Source organism: Nocardiopsis synnemataformans, from assembly GCF_965343085.1.
GTDB lineage: Bacteria > Actinomycetota > Actinomycetes > Streptosporangiales > Streptosporangiaceae > Nocardiopsis > Nocardiopsis alborubida.
The window spans coordinates 21,329-41,745 of the sequence record NZ_CBDRFA010000050.1 but is presented as its reverse complement, the minus strand read 5'-3'; the positions used below and the strand labels follow the sequence as shown (position 1 = coordinate 41,745).

Here is a 20,417-nt window from a genome sequence, read left to right as displayed (position 1 = left end):
GGTCCCGTGCCCGGCGGCGGGGCCGCTGCGCCACAGCGCGGCGAACGCGGACGGTTCCCGGCGGCGTTCCGCCAGGCGCCCCGTCCGCGTCCCGTGCTCAGGGGCGCGTGATGCTGGCCTCCGGGACGATCTCCGGAGCACCGTGCTGGATCGCGTCCGCCTCCTGGTCGGTGTCCTGCTCCTGCGCCGCGCGCTCGGCCTCGATCCCCTTGCGGTAGTACTCGACCTCGCGCCCGACCTGCTCCTCGCTCCACTCCAGGGGACCGGCGAGCAGTTCGGCGGCCTCCTCGGCGGTGGCGATGCCCCGGTCCCAGGTCTCGAAGGAGATCCGGGTGCGCCGGGACAGGACGTCCTCCAGGTGGCGGGCCCCCTCGGCCTCGGCCGCGTAGACGATCTCGGCGCGCAGGTAGTCCTCGGCGTGCGCGAGCGGTCGGCCGAGGTCGGGGCGCTCCCGGACCAGGTCGAGCAGGTCGTGGACCGAGGAGCCGTAGCGGCGCAGCAGGTGGGTGACGCGGGAGACGTGCAGCCCCGAGTTCCGGGCCAGCCGGTGGCGCTGGTTGTACAGCGCCCAGTAGCCGTCCGCGCCCACCAGGGGCAACCGGTCGGTGACCGAAGCCGGGATCCCGTTGCCCAGGCCGTGCGCGACCGCGTCCACCGCGTCCTTGGCCATCACGCGGTAGGTGGTGTACTTGCCCCCGGCGATGAGGACCAGGCCGGGCACGGGGTGGGCCACCGTGTGCTCGCGGGAGAGCTTGGAGGTCTCCTCCGACTCCCCCGTCAGCAGTGGGCGCAGGCCCGCGTACACGCCCTCCACGTCGTCCCGGCCCAGGGGCGTGCGCAGGACCTGGTTGACGTGGTCGAGGACGTAGTCGATGTCGGCCCGGCTGGCCGCGGGGTTCTCCTTGTCCAGGTCCCAGGCGGTGTCGGTGGTGCCGATGATCCAGTGGCGGCCCCACGGGATGACGAACAGGACGCTCTTCTCGGTCCGCAGGATCATCCCGGAGGAGGCCTGGATGCGGTCGCGCGGCACCACGAGGTGGATGCCCTTGGACGCGCTGACGTGGATCTGGCCCCGGCCGCCGACCATCTCCTGGATGTCGTCGGTCCACACCCCCGCGGCGTTGACCACCTGGCGGGCGCGGACGCGCCGCTCCCCGCCGCCCTCCAGGTCGGCGACGGTGGCGCCGACGACGTGCTCCCCCTCGCGCAGGAACCCGACCGCCTGGGCGCGGGAGGCGATCTTGGCCCCCAGGCCGGCGGCGGTGCGCAGCACGCTGGTGACCAGGCGGGCGTCGTCCACCTGGCAGTCCCAGTACTGGATGGCCCCGGCGAGGGCGCTGCGCTTGAGCGCGGGGAAGACCCGCAGCGCCCCGGACCTGGTCAGGTGGCGGTGCGTGGGCAGTCCGCGGTTGTTGCGCGAGCTCATGGCGAGGACGTCGTAGAGGGTGACGCCCGCGCCGATGTAGGCGCGCTCCCAGTGGTGGGCGAAGGGGAACAGGAACGGCACCGGGCGGACCAGGTGCGGGGCGATGGTGGTGAGGAGCAGTCCGCGTTCGTGGAGCGCCTCGCGGACGAGCTCGAAGTCGAACTGCTCCAGGTAGCGCAGGCCGCCGTGGATGAGCTTGCTGGACCGGCTGGAGGTACCCGACGCGAAGTCGCGCGCCTCGACCAGTGCCGTGGACAGTCCGCGCGAGACCGCGTCCAGGGCGATGCCCGCCCCGACGATGCCTCCCCCGACCACGAGGACGTCGAGTTCCTCGTCGGCCATCGACGCGAGCGCCTCGGTGCGCCCCTTCGGTCCCAGCCAGGTGGTAGTCATCCGTCTCCTCCGTCTCGATGGGTTTCCTCCCAGGCGCATACCCGCCCCGGGCCCGTGTCCATCCGAGAGGGCCCCAGGCTAACCGGGGGCGGTGATCACACCGGACGTCCGGCACCGGCGTGTCACGGGGAGTTCGGGTCGGGGCGGACCGGGGGCGGGAGCCGGTTTATTTCCTCGGCAGGGCCAGGGCGAGGAGGGCGGCGGCCGCGGTGACCAGGCCTCCGACCAGGGCGGCGGCGCCCAGCCCGGCGGCACCGGCCCCGGACGCGGCGTCGCCGACCGCGACCAGCGCGGCCAGCCCGACCGCTCCGCCGATCTGCTGGGAGGTGGACACCGCGGACGAGCCCACGCCCTGTTCGGCGTCGTCGACGGCCGACCCCGCGGCGGCGAACACGACCGGGTAGGTGGTCCCGGCGGTGACGCCGAGCAGGACGACGGCCGGGAGCATCGCCCAGTAGGAGTCGGCCGCGACGGCGGCGGCGAAGAGCACGGCGGTGAGGCCGACCCCGGCGGTGCCCGCGAACAGGGCGCGGCGCACCCCCCAGCGGTTGAGCAGCGGAGGCAGCAGCAGCGCGGAGCCGAGCATGGCCGCGACGCCTTGGGGCAGGAAGCCGAGCCCGGCCGCGAGCGGGCTCAGGCCCAGGGTGGTCTGGACGTGGGTGGTGTAGACGTAGTGCAGCGTGTTGACCGCGCCCATGAGCACGAAGATCAACGCCATGGTGACCAGCAGGGACCTGTTGGTGAGCAGGCGGGGAGGCAGCAGCGGGTCGGCCGAGCGGCGTTCGGTCAGGAGCAGCGCGCCCAGGGCCAGGAGGCCGAGCAGGACGGCCCCGGTGCTCTGCCACGAGGCCCAGCCGACGCTCTGCCCCTGGGAGATGCCGAGGACCAGTAGGAGCGATCCGGCGGTGACCATCGCCGCGCCGGGGGCGTCGAACCCGGTCAGGCTGGGACGGCGGCCGTCGGCGGGCAGGGCGCGGGGCGCCAGAAGCGTGACGGCGAGCAGGAGCGGGACGAGCGCCCAGAACACCGAGGACCAGCCGAAGGCGCTGGTGAGGACGCCGCCGACGGCACCGCCCGCGAGGGCGCCGAAGGCACCGGCGGTTCCCCACACGGCCATGGCGCGGGTGCGTTCGGGTCCGGCGGGGAAGACGGAGCCGACCAGGGCGAGGGTGGCGGGGAAGAGCGCGGCGGCGCCGAGGCCCTGGGCCGCGCGGGCGGCGATCAGCGCCGCGGGGCTCCAGGCGAGGGCGCCGACGACGGAGGCGACGCCCATGAGCACGGCCCCGGCGACGAGCACGCGGCGGGCGCCGAGGCGGTCCACGGCCCTGCCGCCGAGGAGCAGGAAGCCGCCGTAGCCGAGGGCGAAGGCGTTGACGACCCACTGGAGCGAGGACGGGGTGAAGCCGAGCGCGGCGCCGATCTCGGGCAGGGCGATGTAGACGATGTTGAAGTCGACCGAGAGTGCGAAGTGGGCCGTCGCCAGGAGGGCGAGTGCCAGCAGGCCGCGGCCGCCGAGCGGTGGGAGCGCGGCGGAGGGGGGCGGTGCCGCGGGTGTGACCCGGGGGTCGGTGGGCTCGGGCGCGGTTCGTGGAGCGGCTGGGTCGGTGGAGGACATGGGTTCGCTCTCTCCATGGGGCCGAGATTTAGTTCAGCACTGAAATGTTCAGCACGAGAGTAAGTCAGAATACTTCAGCGCGCAACATTCCAGCGTGGTAATATCTGCGCATGAGCGAACACGAGTGCCTCGACACCGCGGAGGAGCACACCTGGGACGCCGCCACGCTGGCCTTCCGGCTGCTGGACCAGCGCGTGGAACAGGACCTCCAGGAGGAGGTCGACCTGCCGCTGACCTACTACGAGCTGCTCGTGCTCCTGTCCAAGGCCGACCACCGGTCGCTGCGGATGAGTGACCTGGCCGAACTCACCCACACCCGGCCCAGCCGCGTCTCGCACGCGGTCAGGAAACTCTCCGAGGCCGGCCTGGTGGAGCGCGTGCACTGCGAACAGGACCGCCGCAGCTGGTTCGCCGTGCTCACCGACGCGGGACAGCGGATGCTCGACGAGGCGGGTGCGCGGCACGTGCGGAGCATGCGGGACAACCTGTTCGACGTGCTCAGCCCGCAGCAGCAGGCGCAGCTGCTCGACATCGGCCGGACCCTGCTCGCCCGGCTCGCCCCGGAGAGCGCCCTGGCCAGGGAGAAGGCCCCCACGCGCCAGGAGGCTCGCGCGCACGGCTGACCGGGGCGGACGGCGGGTCCCCCCGAATTCCAGGAGACCACGGCGACCGCCCCCGCGCACAGCCCGTCGTGCCGCCTGTGGACAACTCCCCGGGCGGCGGAGCGCCCCCGCGGCGGGTCGGAGACGGCCCGCCCGCGAGGACCGGCCGTCCGGTCAGGCCGCGTCGGCGTAGGCGTGCGCGTAGGCCAGGACGTCGGCGACGTACTCGTCGGAGCTGTTGTACTCCAGGAGCGCGGACTCCCAGTCGGCGGCGACGGTCAGGTCGCGGCCCTCCGCGCACAGGTACCGGGCCGCGGAGAGCGCGGCGTCGTCGATGTTGTGCGGGTCGGGGTCGCTGCCGGACGGGGAGTCGCCCCAGCGCTCCCAGGTGCGCGGGATGAACTGCATCGGGCCGATCGCCCGGTCCCACTCGGTGTCGCCGTCGTACCGGCCGCCGTCGGTGTCCGGGATGGCCCGGGTCCGGTTGGTGCCGTCCAGCGGGATGCCGATGATGTCGACGGTCGTGCTCCCGTCGTCGCCGATCTCGCCCCCGGCGTAGGTGCCGTGGTGCGACTCGATGTACCCGATCCCGGCCAGGGTGGGCCAGGACAGCTGGCACGAGGGCTGGTCCTGGGCGACCACCAGCTGCGCGCCCGCGTACCCCTCCAGGGCCCGGCGCGGAATGCCGGTCGTCTCCGACACCTGGTCGAGCCACTCGGCGCTGGGTCGCGACTCCGGGGCGGCGGGGGTCTGGCGCTCGTCGGCGCCCGCCTCCTCGGGTGCGGGGTCCCCCTCCGCCGGGGCCACGTCAGCGGGCTCCGGCGGACCGGTGAGCTCGTCGTGGGGCGGGGTCTGGATCGTGCCCACCGGCGGCTCGACGCCCGAGGCACTGGGCGGCGACCACTCGTTGAACGCGTCGGAGATCCGGTTGACCAGGACGACCACTCCACCGGTCAGCAGCAGGCACGCCGTCAGCGTCACGCAGACGGCGACCAGCGGGCCACGACTCCGGCGCCCCTCGGCCCCGGACGCGCGTCGTTCACCCATGGGCACTCCACATCGTCAAGGAAACGTCAATTCCACATCACGCCGGAACCAAAGTACGCGACCGGCGACGCCTCGTGGCCGGTGCCCTCGGGCTCGGGAGCCGTCGCGCCGCGGGGACGCACACGCGAAGGGCCGCGCCGACGGAGACCGGCGCGGCCCTTTCCAGGTCCGTGTCCTGGGCGGACACACCCCTAGTGGTGCGGGTTGACCACGACCTCGACCCGCTGGAACTCCTTGAGGTCGGTGTAGCCGGAGGTGGCCATCGTGCGACGAAGAGCACCCATGAGGTTCATGGAGCCGTCGCTGGTGGAGGCCGGGCCGTGCAGGATCGACTTCAGGTCGCCGATCGTGCCGACGCGCACGCGCTCACCGCGCGGCAGCTCGTTGTGGTGCGCCTCGCTGCCCCAGTGGTAGCCGCCGCCGGGCGCCTCGGTGGCGCGCGCGAGCGGGGAGCCCACCATGACGGCGTCGGCGCCGCAGGCCAGGGCCTTGGCGATGTCGCCGCTGCCCGTCATGCCGCCGTCGGCGATGACGTGCACGTACCGGCCGCCGGACTCGTCCAGGTAGTCGCGGCGGGCCGCGGCCACGTCGCCGACGGCGCTGGCCATCGGCACGGCCACGCCCAGCACGGAGCGGGTGGTGTGGCCCGAGCCGCCGCCGAAGCCGACCAGCACGCCCGCGGCGCCGGTGCGCATCAGGTGCAGCGCCGCGGTGTAGGTGGCGCAGCCGCCGACCACGACCGGCACGTCCAGCTCGTGGATGAACTGCTTGAGGTTGAGCGGCTCGGCGCGGCCGGACACGTGCTCGGCCGACACCGTGGTGCCGCGGATCACGAAGATGTCCACGCCCGCGTCGACGACCGCCTTGTGGTACTGGGCGGTGCGCTGCGGCGACAGCCGGGCGGCGGTGACCAGGCCCGCGTCGCGGATCTCCTCGATCCGGCGACCGATCAGCTCCTCCTGGATGGGCGCCGCGTAGATCTCCTGGAGCCGCTGGGTGGCGGCGACGTCGTCGAGCTCGCGGATCTCCTGGAGCAGCGGCTCCGGGTCCTCGTAGCGGGTCCAGAGCCCTTCGAGGTCGAGCACGCCCAGGCCGCCCTGCTCGCCCACGGCCACGACGGTCCGGGGCGAGGCCACGCTGTCCATGGGGCTGACCACCAGCGGGGTCTCGAACCGGTAGGCGTCGATCTGCCAGGCGATGGACACCTCCTCCGGGTCCCGCGTCCGCCGGGCAGGCACGATCCCGATCTCGTCGAGCTCATAGGCCCGGCGTCCGTTCTTGCCCAGCCCGATCTCCACCTGAGCCAACGTTTCGATCCCCTCTGACGTGCCTTGCCGGACGGTCTACCGGCGCGTTTCCTGCCGCCGTGAGTCTATCGACCCCGAAGACGGTCGGCGCCGGGCCGCCCGGCCACCGCGTCAGCGGGCGTTGTAGTTGGGCGCCTCGACCGTCATCTTGATGTCGTGCGGGTGGCTCTCGCGCAGCCCGGCACTGGTGATGCGCATCAGTTGGCCGCGCTCGCGCAGCTCGGGCACCGTACGGGTTCCGGCGTACCACATGGACTGGTGCAGACCACCGACGAGCTGGTGGGCGACCGCCTGGAGCGGGCCGCGGAAGGGCACCTGGCCCTCGATGCCCTCGGGGACCAGCTTGTCCTCGGTCGCCACGTCGGCCTGCGCGTAGCGGTCCTTGGAGAAGGAGCGGCCGCGCATGGCGCCGAGCGACCCCATGCCCCGGTAGGCCTTGAACTGCTTGCCGTTGATGAAGATCAGCTCGCCGGGGCTCTCCTCCACGCCCGCGAGCAGGCTGCCGAGCATCACGGTGCTGGCACCGGCCGCGATGGCCTTGGCGATCTCACCGGAGTACTGGAGCCCGCCGTCGGCGATGAGCGGGACGCCCGCCGGGCCGCACGCCTTGGCGGCCTCCAGGATGGCGGTGAGCTGCGGGGCGCCCACACCGGCCACGACCCGCGTGGTGCAGATGGAGCCCGGGCCCACGCCGACCTTGACGGCGTCGGCTCCGGCGTCGATGAGCAGCTGCGCCCCGGCCCGGGTGGCGATGTTGCCCGCGACGATGTCGGCGCGCGAGTTGGCCTTGAGCTTGGCGATCATGTCCGCGAGCCCCGAGGAGTGGCCGTGGGCGGTGTCCACGACGATGAAGTCGACACCGGCCTCCACCAGCCGCTTGGCGCGCTCCTCCGCCTCGGTGCCCACTCCCACGGCGCCGCCGACGACGAGTCGCCCGTCGGCGTCCTTGGTGGCGTCGGGGTACTGCTCGCTCTTGATGAAGTCCTTGACGGTGATCAGGCCGCGCAGCCGGTTCTGGCCGTCGACCAGCGGCAGCTTCTCGATCTTGTGCCTGCGCAGCAGGTCGAAGGCCTGCTCGCGGCTGACGCCCACGGGAGCGGTGACCAGGTTCTCCGTGGTCATGACGTCGCGGACCAGGCGGTCGCGGTCGCTCTCGAAGCGCATGTCCCGGTTGGTGACGATGCCGACCAGGGTTCCGGTGGCGTCGGTGACGGGCACCCCGGAGATCCGGTAGTGGGCGCACAGGCGCTCGACCTCGGCGAGGGTGTCCTCGGGCTGACAGGTGACCGGGTCGGTGACCATGCCCGCCTCGGAGCGCTTGACCAGGTCGACCTGGCTGGCCTGGTCCTCGACGGAGAGGTTGCGGTGCAGGACGCCCGCGCCGCCCTGGCGGGCCATCGCCACGGCCATGCGGGCCTCGGTCACGGTGTCCATCGCCGCGGAGAGCAGCGGGATCCGCAGCGTGAGGTTGCGGGACATGCGGCTGGTGGTGTCGACCTCGCCCGGCTGGAGATCGGAGTAGGCCGGGATCAGAAGGACGTCGTCGTAGGTCAACCCGGGGGGAAGGAGTTTGTCCCCGTAGTCGCTGTACTCCTGGCTCTGGCCCATGACACAACCTCCGCTTTCCCGGCACACCTGCGCGGTCTCGCCCTCGCGTGTCGTCTCATCCTAGGTCGTGGTCCCGTGCGCCCCCGGTGGAACGAGGTGTTTGACCCGTCACCCCGGGCCGAAAGTGACCAGCCTCACGGTTTGCGCGGCACTCCCCCCGCTTCCGACCAGCACGCGGATCCTCCCGCGGCTCAGGGGTTCGGGGCTCCCCGCTCCTGCCGCCCACCGGAGACGAGGGCCGGTGGCCAGTGGTCGGTGATCGGGGCCCTTCCGGACCGGCACCGCGGCCCCTCGGCAGTGGCCCCACGTCTGGTCGGATGAGGGGATCAACCCATGACCCGATCCGCGACCCGTGCCTCGGGGAAACCGGGAGATCTAGGGGCGGAGGTAGCCCGACGCCCCGAGGGCGCGGCAGTACCCGCGCACCCGGGGGCGGTCGGGGCACCGGCGGCGGCCGGGCCGGGGGCGTCCGGCGTGCTCAGGGGACGAGGCGGTTCGCCACGGCCACCTGCCGAAGCCGAGCAATAGCTCGGTGCTGGGCAACCCGTACCGCTCCCGCCGACATTCCAAGAACATGTCCCGTCTCATCCGCCGTAAGTCCTGCGATCACCCTCATGACCAGCAGTTTGCGCTGTTGTTCCGGCAGCTCGTCGAGAAGCTCCCGGGCTCGCTGGGCCTCGATCACCCGCACCGCCGACTCCTCGGGCCCGGGGCCCTCGTCGGGGCGCTCGGGCACGGAGTCGGTGGAAACCGTCTCGGCCCTGCCCGCGCCGCGCAGGGTGTCGGCCACCTTGTGGGCCGCTATGCCGAACACGAAGGCCGCGAAGGGGCGGCCGCGGTCCTGGTAGCGCGGTATCGCCGAGAGCAGGGCGATACACACCTCCTGGGCCACGTCGTCGGAGTAGTGGGCCAGCCCCGAGACACGGGCCAGGCGGGCACGGCAGTACCTGACCACCATGGGGCGGACCTCGCGCAGCAGCGAGTCCATCGCCCCGTCGTCCCCCCGGACCGCGAGCGACCCCAGATGGTTCAACCCCGTGTGGTCCCGCTGCCCCCGGGCGCCTGCATCCGTCACCGTCACGCTAGGAATGATGCCCCCATCGCGGGACTCAACCACTCGGATCGGCAACTACAGAATGGTCACGTTTCGGGAAAATCACCCGAAAACGTCTGTGCCGCCGAGGGAAACCTGTGACGTGCGTGATAGTGCGCGGGGGCGGAGCGACCGCTCCGCCCCCGTCAGCGCCGGGGTATGTCGACCGGACACACCCCGGCGGCCGCGTGTTGCGACCGTGCCGCCGGGGCCCGGCCCAGCTGGCCGCGCCCCGGCGGCCGGGCCCGCGCCCCAGGGCTCGAAAGCCCGGAGGCCCGGAGGCCCGGAGGCCCGGCGACCGTGCCTAGTGGCTGTGACCGTGCCCGTCGTCCTCGTCGTCCTCGGGCTTGTCCGCCACCAGCACCTCGGTGGTCAGCAGCATGCCCGCGATGGAGGCGGCGTTCTGCACGGCGGAGCGGGACACCTTGACCGGGTCGAGGATGCCCTGCGAGGTCAGGTCGCCGTAGGTGCCGGTCGCGGCGTTGTAGCCGTGGCCGTCCTCCAGCTCAAACAGGCGGTGGGTGACCACGTAGCCCTCGGCGCCCGCGTTCTCCGCGATCCACCGGGCGGGCTCGATCAGGGCGCGGCGCACGATCGCCACACCGGTGGCCTCGTCGCCCGTCAGGCCGAGGTCCTCCGCGCTCAGGGCCCTGGAAGCGTGCACCAGGGAGGCGCCGCCACCGGCGACGATGCCCTCCTCGATGGCCGCGCGGGTCGCCGAGATGGCGTCCTCCAGGCGGTGCTTCTTCTCCTTGAGCTCCACCTCGGTGGCGGCGCCCACGCGCAGGACGGAGACACCGCCCGCGAGCTTGGCCAGGCGCTCCTGGAGCTTCTCGCGGTCCCAGTCGGAGTCGCTCGCCTCGATCTCCTTGCGGATCTGGCGGACGCGGTCCTCGACCTCGGACTTCTCACCGGCGCCGTCCACGATGGTGGTGGCGTCCTTGGTGATCGTGACGCGGCGGGCGCCGCCCAGCGCGTCGAGGTCCACGTTCTCCAGGGTCAGGCCGACCTCCTCGGCGACGACCTGGCCGCCGGTGAGGACCGCGATGTCCTGGAGCATGGCCTTGCGGCGCTCGCCGAAGCCGGGCGCCTTGACCGCGGCGACGTTGAGGGTGCCGCGGATCTTGTTGAGCACCAGGGCGCCCAGGGCGTCACCGTCGATGTCCTCGGCGATGATGAGCAGGGGCTTCTTGCTCTGGACGACCTTCTCCAGCACGGGCAGCAGGTCGTTGAGGCTGCTGATCTTGCCCTGGTTGATCAGGATCAGCGCGTCCTCCAGCACCGCCTCCTGGCGGTCGCCGTCGGTGACGAAGTAGGGCGAGACGTAGCCCTTGTCGAACTGCATGCCCTCGGTGAAGTCCAGGTCCAGACCGAAGGTCGGGGCCTCCTCCACCGTGATGACGCCGTCCTTGCCGACCTTGTCGAACGCCTCGGCGATCAGGTCGCCGATCTGGGCGTCCTGGGCGGAGTTGGTGGCGACGTAGGCGATGTCCGCGCGCTCCTCGACGGGACGGGCGCGCTCCAGGAGGATCTCCGACACCTTGGCGGCGGCGGCGTCGATGCCCTTCTTCAGGGACATCGGGGAGGCGCCGGCGGCCACGCTGCGCAGACCCCCGTGGACGAGGGCCTGGGCCAGGACGGTCGCGGTGGTGGTGCCGTCACCGGCGGCGTCGTTGGTCTTGGTGGCGACCTCCTTGACCAGCTGGGCGCCCAGGTTCTCGTAGGGGTCGTCCAGCTCGACCTCACGGGCGACGGTCACGCCGTCGTTCGTGATGGTGGGGGCGCCGAACTTCTTGTCGATGACGACGTTGCGACCACGCGGGCCGAGCGTCACCTTGACGGCGTTGGCGAGGCGGTCGACGCCCCGTTCGAGGGCGCGACGGGCGTCGTCCTCGAACTCCAGGATCTTCGGCATGTGGGTGCTTCCTCTTCAGGCTGGTCGAAAGCGGGCATCCCGCCCGCCCGGCTGTGCGCCGACCGGTGCGGGATGCGATTGGCTCCGGGCCCGACGGAGCGGGCCCCGTAGAGACCTACTTCTCGACGACAGCGAGAAGGTCGCGGGCGGAGAGCACCAGGTACTCCTCGCCGTCGTACTTGACCTCGGTGCCGCCGTACTTGCTGTAGAGAACGACGTCGCCGACCTTCACGTCCAGCGGGATGCGCTTGTCACCCTCGTCGTCCCAGCGGCCCGGGCCCACGGCCAGGACCTCGCCCTCCTGGGGCTTCTCCTTGGCGGTGTCCGGGATGACCAGACCGGAAGCGGTGGTCTGCTCGGCCTCCAGCGTCCGGACCACGACGCGGTCCTCGAGCGGCTTCAGCACGGTCTTGGTGGCGGTCGACACGGTGTGACCTCCCCCTTCAAAGTTTCGGTGTACTGATCTCGGCCCGCGCTGGTGCACGGACCGACTGCGAAAAAGGGGCGACCGCGGCGGCCTGTCGTCGCGGGTGCCAGACCGGCCTCGTCGCGGTTAGCACTCTACCCCCGAGAGTGCCAGAATGGAAATGTGACCGTGACCCCCGGTCAGGGACCTCCGTCAGGGGGACTCCCCTCCCGGCCGGGGCGGGGCTCGGTCGCTCCCGCACACCGCTCCTTCGACGCCCGGGGGGAACCCATGCGCGCGCCCGCCTTCGAGGCCCTGCTCACCGACGCGGGCCGGGAGGTCCTGGCCGGGGTTGACCCGCAGGCCGCCGCCAGGGACCAGCTCGCCGCGGCCTCGCTGCTGCGCGGTGATCCGCGCGTGGCCGCCCTCGACCCCGGTCTACCCGTCTCCGAGCTGGTAAACGCCGTCCTGACCCAGGTCTCCCTGCGCGAGCGCGGGCGGGCCAAGTTCGGCGAACTCGCGGAGCGGATGTTCTTCACCCCCAACGGGCTGGAGCAGTCCACCCGGCGCGTGGTGGCCGACTACCGCGCGGAACGCACGGCCGGGGTGGCTCGCGCCGTCGGCTCCTCGGGGTGGGGGCTGGACGGCGTCACCGCGGGCGACCTGTGCTGCGGGGTCGGCGCGGACCTGCTGGCCCTGGCCGCGCGCGGCGTTCCGGTGGAGGGCGTGGACGCCGACCCCCTCACGGTCGCGGTGGCCCGCGCCAACATCGAGGCCCTGGGCCTGTCCGGACTGGCCCGGGTCCGCGAGGGCGACGCCTCCGCGACCAAGCCCGGCCGGTACCCGCTGCTGTTCTGCGACCCCGCCAGGCGGGGCGGGCGCGGCCGGGTGTTCGACCCCTCGGCCTACTCCCCGCCGTGGGACGTGGCCGTGGACCTGGCAGCGGGGGCGGAGGCGGCCTGCCTCAAGGCCGCGCCGGGCATTCCGCACGAGGCGCTGCCCGAGGCGGCGGCCGAGTGGATCTCGGTGGACGGGGAGCTGAAGGAGACCGCCCTGTGGTTCGGCGCGCTGGCCGACGGGCCGCGGCGCCGGGCGACGGTGCTGCACGAGCGCGAGGGGCTGCTCGCCCGCGAGGGCGCGGTGGCGCACCTGGACGCCGAACCCGGCCTCGGCCCGGCCCCGGTGGCGGCGGCCCGGCGCTACCTGTACGACCCGGACCCGGCCGTGGTGCGCTCACACCTGGTGGCGGAGGCCGCGGCCCGGGTGGACGGCGCCCTGCTGGACGGGCGGATCGCGTACTTCACCGCGGACACCGCGGTGCTCTCGCCGCTGTGGCGGGTGCTGGAGGTGGTGGAGGTGCTGCCGTTCTCGCTGAAGCGGCTGCGCTCGGCGGTGCGCGCCCTCGGGGCGGGGACGGTGACCGTCAAGAAGCGGGGGTCGGCGGTGGACACCGAGAAACTGCGCCGGGACCTGCGCGCGTCCGGTCCGGAGTCGGTGACGGTCGTGCTCACGCGGATCGGCGAGCGGCCCTTCTGCCTGCTGTGCCGCGAGGTCGGCGACCCGGCCCGGGGTTAGGCCCCGGTTCGGCGGAGGCCCCGGGGCTGGCGGCGGAGCCGGAGCGGGACCGAAGTCGGAGGAGGCGCACAACCGTGGACGAGGTGGCTGGAGTGCACTCTGGGGTCGCGGATCACGACATCGGGCCAGATCGTTACCTTCCCCACCCAGATCTTTGGCGGTCTCCTGGGGGAGCAGGGGTACGTGTCGTTAAACTGGCGGCGCGAATTCTTTCCCTTCTCATGGATTCACCCGGAAGGCCGTGATCGTTGACCCGCCCCCCGCGGTTCAGCCAAAGCACGGACCTTGCCTCACGTGTATACGCTCAGTAACACTCCAGTCACGATGAGGCCGTACTGATGCGGGAGCGCCGCCCGCCCGGGGACCATCGAGAACCCGAGCCGTCCGGAACCCACCGTCCACTCCTCCCGGACGGATACGGGAGCGCCAGAAAAATAAGGAGCACCTCGGTGGAACAGACCAATCACAACTTCCTCAACGGAGGAGGTCAGGCGGGGATCTCCGACCGGATGCGCGACCTGCTCTCCCAGGCCGCCCAGGAGCACGTCTCCGAGCAGAAGTCGCAGGGCGCCGTCAGCGAGGAGATGCGTCAGCGCCTGGAGGGCATGGAGTGGCTGCTCCGCGAGCTGCGCGAGCGCGAGCTCACCGCCCTCACCGAGTCGGTCGCCACGGTCAACGGCCGCGTCGACGAGTTCCTCGCCCGGCCGCCGGAGTGGGCGGAGACCCTCGCCGAGCACATCGAGGTCGTCGGCCAGCAGGTCAAGCCCCTGTCGGACCTGCCCTCCCTGCGCGCGGACACCCACCGCATCGCCGGTCACCTGGACACCGCGCTCACCCGCCTCCAGCGGATGGCGGAGACGGGCAACCGCACCTCCGAGCAGGTCAACGAGCTCGGCGAGCGCCTGAACGGGCTGGACGAGACCCTCGACACCCGTCTGAACGGACTCGGTGAGACCCTCGGCACCCGCCTGGACGGGCTGAGTGAGACGTTCGGCGCCCGTCTGGACGCCCTCGACACCGCCCTGGCCTCCCTGACGGCCAAGACCGAGGCCGTGCAGGCGTCGCTGTCCGCGCTCTCGGAGTCCGCGGAGAGCCGCCACGAGGCCCTCACCGCCGCGGTCGGCGAGAGCCGCACCGAACTGGTCGAGGTCGTCACCAGCGGGCGGACCGAGATCTCCGAGGCCCTGGCCGAGGGCCGCACCGAGCTGGCCGAGGCCGTGGCCGCGAGCCGCGAGAGCCTCACCACCGCCGTCAGCGAGAGCCGTGAGGCCCTGGCCGCCGCCGACGCCCAGCTGGGCGAGACCGTCGCGGCCAAGGCCGAGGAGGCCGCCGCCAAGGCGGAGCAGGCCAACGGCGAGCTGCGCACGCTCGTGGAGGAGCGCACCGAGCGGCTGCGCACCTCGATGGAGGAGCGCACCGCCGAGCAGCACGAGGCGCTGCTGTCACGCCTTCAGGAGAACACCGGCGAACTGGGCGAGCGCACCGCCGCCCTGGCCGAGGAGCTGGGCGCGCTGTCCACCTCCTCCGCCGAGCGCCACGAGTCCCTCGCCGCCAAGCTGGCCGAGAACGTCGGCTACCTCAGCACCCAGGCCGAGGAGAACAACGCCGAGACCACCGCCGCGGTCGCCGACGTCACCGGCGCGCTCGCCAAGCTCCGCGAGGACCACGAGTCGTCGCTCACCGAGATGCGCACCCACCTGCGCCAGCGCCTGGCCGAGCTCAACGAGCAGATGGAGCTGGGCCGCACCGAGACCCGGGAGCAGGCCGAGGCCGCCTCCGACCGCCTGCGCGAGGCGGTGACCGAGCGCACCGACGCCCTGGGCACCCGGATCGCCGAGGACACCGAGCGCGTCACCTCCGACTTCGCCGAACTGCGGACGTTCGTCCAGGAGAGCGGCGACCGCCTCGCCACCGAGTCCGAGGAGCGCTCGCGGACGCTGACCGAGTCGCTCACCGAGCAGGTGGAGGCGCACCGGACGGCGCTGGACGAGAGGCTGGAGCGCCAGCGCGAGGCCCTGACCGGCAAGGTCGACACCCACCTGGCGCAGATCACCGGCAAGGTGGACCACGAACTGGGCCGCCTCACCGACCGCTTCGACACCTTCGAGGGGCACTTCGAGGGAAGCTTCGAGGGGGTCGAGGGCAAGCTCGACCGCATCGACGGCCGCATGGACGGCGTCAACGGCCGCCTGGACGGCCTGGACGGCCGGGTCAACGGGGTCGAGGGCCAGTTCGAGGGCGTCAGCGGGCACTTCGAGGGCGTGGACGGCCGTATGGAGGCCCTCGACGACCGGCTGGAGGCGCTCAACCAGCGGCTCAACCAGCTGCCGCAGACCATGGAGGTCAGCGAGCTGCACCGCCGCCTGAGCGAGCTGGTGGACCGGCCGCAGATGGACCACACCGGCAAGCTGGACGAGATCGACGAGCACGTCACCTCGGCTGTGGCGCCGGTGCTGCGCGAGCTGAAGCAGCGCCCGGACCGGCACGAGCTGGAGGAGACCGTCACCGAGGCCGTCGAGAACTCGCACGACGACATCACCAAGCGGTTCGCCTCCCTTGAGGAGACGGTGCTCGCCCTGGCCGAGGCGCTGCTGCGCCCGGGCCGGGACGGCAAGAAGAAGCGCCGCCGCGACGAGGACGAGGACGACGAGTAGCGAGAGGTCCCCGTTCGCGTCCGCCCGGTGACCGCCGGGCGGACGCGGACAGGCGGACGGCGAGGGGGCCGGGGCATCCGAAGAGGTGCCCCGGCCTTCGTGTGTCCGGGGGCTGCGGCGGTACGCCGCGGCCCCGCGCTCACAGCGGGTTCGAAGCACCGGCATCCGGCTGTAGGCACGAGGTCATTCCAGGTCAGACCCCGCGCGCTGCGGCCGTTACCTCCCCGCCGGGCCCGCTCAGACCGTGAAGACGATCTTGCCGAACTGCTCCCCCCCGGCCATCGCCCGGAAGCCCTCCTCGGCCCGCGACAGGGGCAGCACCCGGTCGATCTCGGGCCGCACGCCGGTGCGCACGCACATCCGGGCCAGGGCGGCCAGCTCCTCACGGGTGCCCATGGTGGAGCCCAGGACCCGCAGCTGGAGGAAGAACACCCGGTTGAGTTCGGCCGGGGGCGCGTCGCCGCTGGTCGCGCCGCAGGTGATGACGGCGCCGCCCGGCTTCAGGGAGCGCAGCGAGTGCGCCCACGTGGCCTGGCCGACCGAGTCGAAGACGGCGTCCGCCTTCTCCGGCAGGCGCTCGCCCGTGGGCAGCGCCGCGTGCGCGCCCAGGGAGAGGGCCCTGGTCCGCTTCTCCTCGCTGCGGCTGGTGGCGTAGACCCGGTGGCCCACCTGGGACGCCAGCCGGATGAGCGCCGCGGCCACGCCTCCCCCGGCGCCCTGGACGAGCACCGTGGAGCCCGGCCGCAGGTCGGCCTTGCCGAAGAGCATGCTGTAGGCGGTGAGCCACGCGGTGGGCAGGCAGGCGGCCTCCTCGAAGGACAGCTCCTCCGGTTTGGGCACCAGGTTGCCGCGGGGCACCAGGACCTTCTCGGCGAAGGTGCCGTTGTGGACCTCCGAGAGCAGCGAACGGCGGGGATCGCGCGTCTCGTCGCCTCCCCCGGCCGCCGGGTCGCCGACGACCCCGTGCACGATGACCTCGTTGCCGTCCTCGTCCACCCCGGCCGCGTCGCAGCCCAGGATCATGGGCAGGCGCTTCTCGCTGAGCCCGACGCCGCGCAGGCTCCACAGGTCGTGGTGGTTGAGGGACGCGGCCCTGACGTCGACGGTGGTCCACCCCTCACGGGGTTCGGGGTCGGGGCGTTCGCCCGCCTCCAGGGCGGAGACGGGGTCGTCGGGCGCGAAGCGTGCTGCGGTGATAGCGAACATATCCCGAAGCCAACCACGGAGACCGAATCCGATTCCACCCCCGGGGGCCGAAACGCCCTGGGAGCGGACCGGCCGCTACGGATCCGTCGGTTTCCTGCCCGCCTCGAAGCGCTGCCGGTACCTGCTCTGCGCCTCCTCCATCACGGCCTCGGAGAGGTAGGCGACCGGCCGCACCCGGCTCAGGAGCGGTTCGTGGTCGGGGCCGTGTGCGACGGTGTCGCCCTGGAGCACCCACCCCACCCGGTCCGGGTCCTCCTCGACCAGTGAGGCGTACTTGCGCACCTGGCGGGAGAGCCAGTCCTCCAGGGGGCGGGTCCACCAGGACTCGGGGGTGAGGACGGTGACCGAGAGCCCGGGGAGTTCGAGTTCGCTCTCGTAGTCCTTGCTCACGACGTGGCGGTCCTGCTCGGGGCCGTCCGAGTAGCGCAGGTAGAGGCGGTCGTGGCCGCGGACGAGGTCGGCCAGTTCGGACAGGCTGGTGACGGTGGGCAGGGCTGCCGGTGAACCGTGTTGCTGAGGAGTCGCGTCCATACGGCCCCGACTACCCCGCCCGCCGAGGTGGAAGCCCGACCCCGCGTCAACACGGAGGCAAGGCCGCCGCCCGGCGTTCGCCCCAATTCCCCGGGCCAAGACCGGGGCGCCTTCGAACGACACCGCACAAGCGGACCGACCCGCCGAGGGCCAGAGAAGAGGACACAGGCGTTCCCTGGCTCGTGGGAGCCGACACATCCTGCGGCATGACGCGAGAACTTGTCCTCCGCCGCCCGGGGACATAACGGGCGAATCACCGAACCAACCAGCGACCGAAGCCCACTGATGAATCGCGACTAATGCAAGCCGACAAGTCCGCCCTCTCCCTCGCCATGAAATATAACAACAGCACCCGGCACTGAAATTACATCATTGACACGATGTTCGGAAAAATCCATATCCGCCCTGATCTCTTCGATGCCACCTCCCCATTCTCGCACAGTAGCCCATGAACTTTCCTCTGCGCCCACATCCCCAGAAATTACGATCGCCTGCTCTAGAAAAGCCACCCCATAATCTTCACCCTGAGAATCCTCGCCATCAACTTCCATCCTACCCTCCTCCTCCGCCGCCTCATTTATTCGCACATAGGTTCCGCGCCCTTGCGATTGTACAGCCCACGACATATCTTCTGCCGCAGCCAGAACACTCGCTCCCTCCATAACCACACGACCATCTCGCACGTCAACCACCATGCTTTGCAGGCGTTGGGAATGAATAGAAACATGCCCTTGGTTCAGCCGGATGAACTCTCGGTCGTAGGAATCATTGACCACGCCTATGTGCTCTTCCTCCAAACGCCACAACTCTCTTCCATCTTGAACGTCAACACCAAGCAAGCCAACAGACATTTCCTGGTTCCCGACAGCCCCCTCAGCCTCCTCCATCTCCTCGTTGCTCAGAAATTCCGCGCACGTGTAGGGTGCCACCAGAACATCACCGACAAGGACGCTTGAAGCAGCGGAAAGACGAAGTCTCTTCCCCGAATCGCAAGAGAGGGCTTCGGGGCCGGACCAGACTTCTTCTCCATCAGAAAGAGAAAAGGCAGAAAGACTGACAGCATCCCCGTTGCCTTCTCCCACCCCGACAATACGGACACGATCTGACATGAGAGCGATATGCGCTCCAGATTCGCGGAAAAGGTATGAATAGGATTCAACCTCTTCGGCGTCAATCAATATGTCGTGCTCTATCTGACCCGTTTCTGAGTCCAAGAGCATAACTTTGTATCCACCTCCCCCCGGAACCTGGGCTTCCAATGCAAGGTAGTCACCGTTGCCCGATACTCCTCCGGTGAAGTTTTCTTCTGAATTTCGATACTCCCATACAACTTCTCCAGTTTCTCCAGATAATGCCACCACTCCATCACCAAGGATTACTGCGACTCCCACAGGGAGCGGATGTACGGAGATAACTTCTTCTCCTCCACGAGGGCGCCACTGCCAGCCGACCCGATCAACGGACTCCCTGAGGTCCAGGGTATGCGGGTCATCGTAGACGACATGGCTATCGCCATCTTGGTATGCAGTGCAGGACGACGTGGCGATCGAAATGCCGAACGCCAGGCATAGCGCTTTCGCTCCAGTCAGTTTCGAGCGCACCTTCAACCAACCTTCCTACCGGGAATTTTCCCAATCCCGACAGTCGGCCTCGATCGCTTGTCCACACCAGCTTGTATTTCCCACCAGCGACAACAATCTAAAACAACGACTTTGGGACTCTGCGCCGATCTCAACCCCACCGTCGCTCAACGACGAGTCGTCGGTGCTCCCTGAAGGCCTTTATTCCTCCCTCAAAGAAAGAAGCATCTCGTTGATCAAAGTCCTTACAGCAGACGGAGAACTCTGCTCCTCCCAGTTTCTATAGCTGGTGGCATGCACCGACTCGCCTTGCTCACGGAATTCCAAGATAGAGAAGTCTTCTATTTCCACATCGACCTCCGGGTCCTGAATGAGCTGCCAAGCACCCTGAACAGCCACTTGGAGTTCGATCTCCGCAGGCATACCGAAGACAACCAAGTCGGGGCGGACCTCGTCGTCTTCAAGAGGAACCGGGAACACCTCGCGCAGAGGCTGGTAATCAAAGACCGACGGGACTACATAATCTGCGCCCGCAGCCATTCTGGCACCGTCCGCAACAAGTGCGTACTCGATATCACTGTTTCGGGAAGCCAGCGCCTGACCCAACAGATCATCCGCTGTACCAGGAACCGTCGCGCCCGACAGGTAGAACATGTCTATTTTCTCGGGCTCCTCTGCATCCCACTCCTCTCTCCAGTGTTCACCTCCCCTGTCTTCCTCTACGTGCACCAGAGCCTGCCGTACTCCACCATCTTCTATAAGGCAGGTCAAAGAAGCAATAAATCCTACAGGGGCAGGGATCACGTCCACTCCGACAGAGGCATCGAACCGGCCGGTTGTACAGAGAGAACTAACGTTTTCTTTCCAGGATAGCTCTCCAGAATCAAGCTCATAGGATTCCATGGACATGCCTTCGCCTTCAGGAGAGATCCTCATAAAATATTCATCAGAAAAATAATATTCCTCGCCTGAACTCCCTCCCATCAGAGAACCGGCAGAATGCTCATAAAAACTGCTTCCATTTGATGAACGCAATCCCACAACACTGCCACTCCCCCAGGAAAGAATTCCATCCCCGAAGAGGACATGGATTCTCTTTCCCGAAGGAGAAACGAATACCTGCCTGACTTCCCCCCTTCTCTCATAGCTCCACATCTCGCGCCACTCGGGTCCGCCAACTGAAACCAAACGGTCTCTGAGGACTAGCACAGCGCCATCCGCGGTCGCAATAATATCGTTTACCTTATCCCCCTCGTATTCCGAAAAATCCTCCCTCGCTCGTTCCATGTCCTCAGAAGAGAGCACATAACTTTCGACATCGGGGCCAGAAGAGTACTCCACCCCAGACGAGAAAGTTAAATACAAGGAGCCAGAAATCAGGAGAACCATAGCGAGGAGAATCGAGGCGTATACATAGTTCCTTCTTGAGAAACCGGAATTAATAATAGACATGCCCGAC

The 20,417-nt window shown here is 69.9% G+C and carries 15 protein-coding genes; 3 read left to right on the top strand and 12 right to left on the bottom strand.

Features of this window, described 5'->3' with window-relative positions; genetic code table 11:
* Window positions 1-97: 97 nt before the first annotated feature.
* The gene (gene glpD / locus ACSIH6_RS25530; RefSeq protein WP_435110852.1) at window positions 98-1,819 is read right to left on the bottom strand and encodes a glycerol-3-phosphate dehydrogenase; all 1,722 of its coding nucleotides are present in this window, start codon (window positions 1,817-1,819) and stop codon (window positions 98-100) included.
* Between the two features lie 166 nt (window positions 1,820-1,985).
* Window positions 1,986-3,434, bottom strand: a complete 1,449-nt coding sequence (locus ACSIH6_RS25525; RefSeq protein ID WP_435110851.1) for an MFS transporter — start codon at window positions 3,432-3,434, stop codon at window positions 1,986-1,988.
* A 110-nt stretch (window positions 3,435-3,544) separates the two neighbouring features.
* Between ACSIH6_RS25525 and ACSIH6_RS25520 the strand changes: the two genes are divergently transcribed.
* Window positions 3,545-4,057 carry a MarR family winged helix-turn-helix transcriptional regulator gene (locus ACSIH6_RS25520; RefSeq protein WP_435110850.1) on the top strand — a complete coding sequence of 171 codons (513 nt, stop codon included), beginning with the start codon at window positions 3,545-3,547 and terminating at the stop codon, window positions 4,055-4,057.
* 153 nt (window positions 4,058-4,210) lie between these two features.
* Here the strand turns inward: ACSIH6_RS25520 and ACSIH6_RS25515 are convergent, their stop codons facing one another.
* From ACSIH6_RS25515 to groES, 6 genes are all read right to left on the bottom strand, one after another.
* Window positions 4,211-5,083 (bottom strand): lytic transglycosylase domain-containing protein, encoded by an 873-nt coding sequence (locus ACSIH6_RS25515; protein WP_435110849.1) that lies wholly within the window; start codon window positions 5,081-5,083, stop codon window positions 4,211-4,213.
* Window positions 5,084-5,274: 191 nt separating this feature from the next.
* Complete coding sequence (locus ACSIH6_RS25510) at window positions 5,275-6,381, bottom strand: GuaB3 family IMP dehydrogenase-related protein (protein ID WP_435110867.1); 1,107 nt, start codon at window positions 6,379-6,381, stop codon at window positions 5,275-5,277.
* A 120-nt stretch (window positions 6,382-6,501) separates the two neighbouring features.
* Window positions 6,502-7,998, bottom strand: a complete 1,497-nt coding sequence (gene guaB / locus ACSIH6_RS25505) for an IMP dehydrogenase (protein ID WP_435110848.1) — start codon at window positions 7,996-7,998, stop codon at window positions 6,502-6,504.
* 478 nt (window positions 7,999-8,476) lie between these two features.
* Window positions 8,477-9,073, bottom strand: a complete 597-nt coding sequence (locus ACSIH6_RS25500) for a sigma-70 family RNA polymerase sigma factor (protein WP_082768295.1) — start codon at window positions 9,071-9,073, stop codon at window positions 8,477-8,479.
* Between the two features lie 322 nt (window positions 9,074-9,395).
* The gene (groL, locus tag ACSIH6_RS25495; RefSeq protein ID WP_435110847.1) at window positions 9,396-11,006 is read right to left on the bottom strand and encodes a chaperonin GroEL; all 1,611 of its coding nucleotides are present in this window, start codon (window positions 11,004-11,006) and stop codon (window positions 9,396-9,398) included.
* A 115-nt stretch (window positions 11,007-11,121) separates the two neighbouring features.
* Window positions 11,122-11,433: a co-chaperone GroES gene (gene groES / locus ACSIH6_RS25490; RefSeq protein ID WP_061079917.1), complete on the bottom strand. Its 312-nt coding sequence runs from the start codon at window positions 11,431-11,433 to the stop codon at window positions 11,122-11,124.
* 270 nt (window positions 11,434-11,703) lie between these two features.
* Between groES and ACSIH6_RS25485 the strand changes: the two genes are divergently transcribed.
* Together ACSIH6_RS25485 and ACSIH6_RS25480 are read left to right on the top strand one after the other, a co-directional pair.
* Entirely contained in the window at window positions 11,704-12,987 is a 1,284-nt protein-coding gene (locus tag ACSIH6_RS25485) for a THUMP-like domain-containing protein (protein ID WP_435110846.1), read from the top strand.
* A gap of 449 nt (window positions 12,988-13,436) precedes the next feature.
* Entirely contained in the window at window positions 13,437-15,641 is a 2,205-nt protein-coding gene (locus tag ACSIH6_RS25480; protein WP_435110845.1) for a coiled-coil domain-containing protein, read from the top strand.
* A gap of 237 nt (window positions 15,642-15,878) precedes the next feature.
* Here the strand turns inward: ACSIH6_RS25480 and ACSIH6_RS25475 are convergent, their stop codons facing one another.
* From ACSIH6_RS25475 to ACSIH6_RS25460, 4 genes are all read right to left on the bottom strand, one after another.
* Window positions 15,879-16,847 carry a zinc-binding dehydrogenase gene (locus ACSIH6_RS25475; RefSeq protein ID WP_435110843.1) on the bottom strand — a complete coding sequence of 323 codons (969 nt, stop codon included), beginning with the start codon at window positions 16,845-16,847 and terminating at the stop codon, window positions 15,879-15,881.
* A gap of 75 nt (window positions 16,848-16,922) precedes the next feature.
* A complete protein-coding gene (locus ACSIH6_RS25470; protein ID WP_435110842.1) occupies window positions 16,923-17,378 on the bottom strand; it encodes a DUF6098 family protein in 456 nt (151 codons plus the stop codon).
* Between the two features lie 296 nt (window positions 17,379-17,674).
* Window positions 17,675-18,979, bottom strand: coding sequence for an outer membrane protein assembly factor BamB family protein (locus ACSIH6_RS25465; protein WP_435110841.1), 1,305 nt, complete (start codon window positions 18,977-18,979; stop codon window positions 17,675-17,677).
* Window positions 18,980-19,159: 180 nt separating this feature from the next.
* Entirely contained in the window at window positions 19,160-20,410 is a 1,251-nt protein-coding gene (locus ACSIH6_RS25460; protein WP_435110840.1) for a hypothetical protein, read from the bottom strand.
* Between the last annotated feature and the right edge of the window lie 7 nt (window positions 20,411-20,417).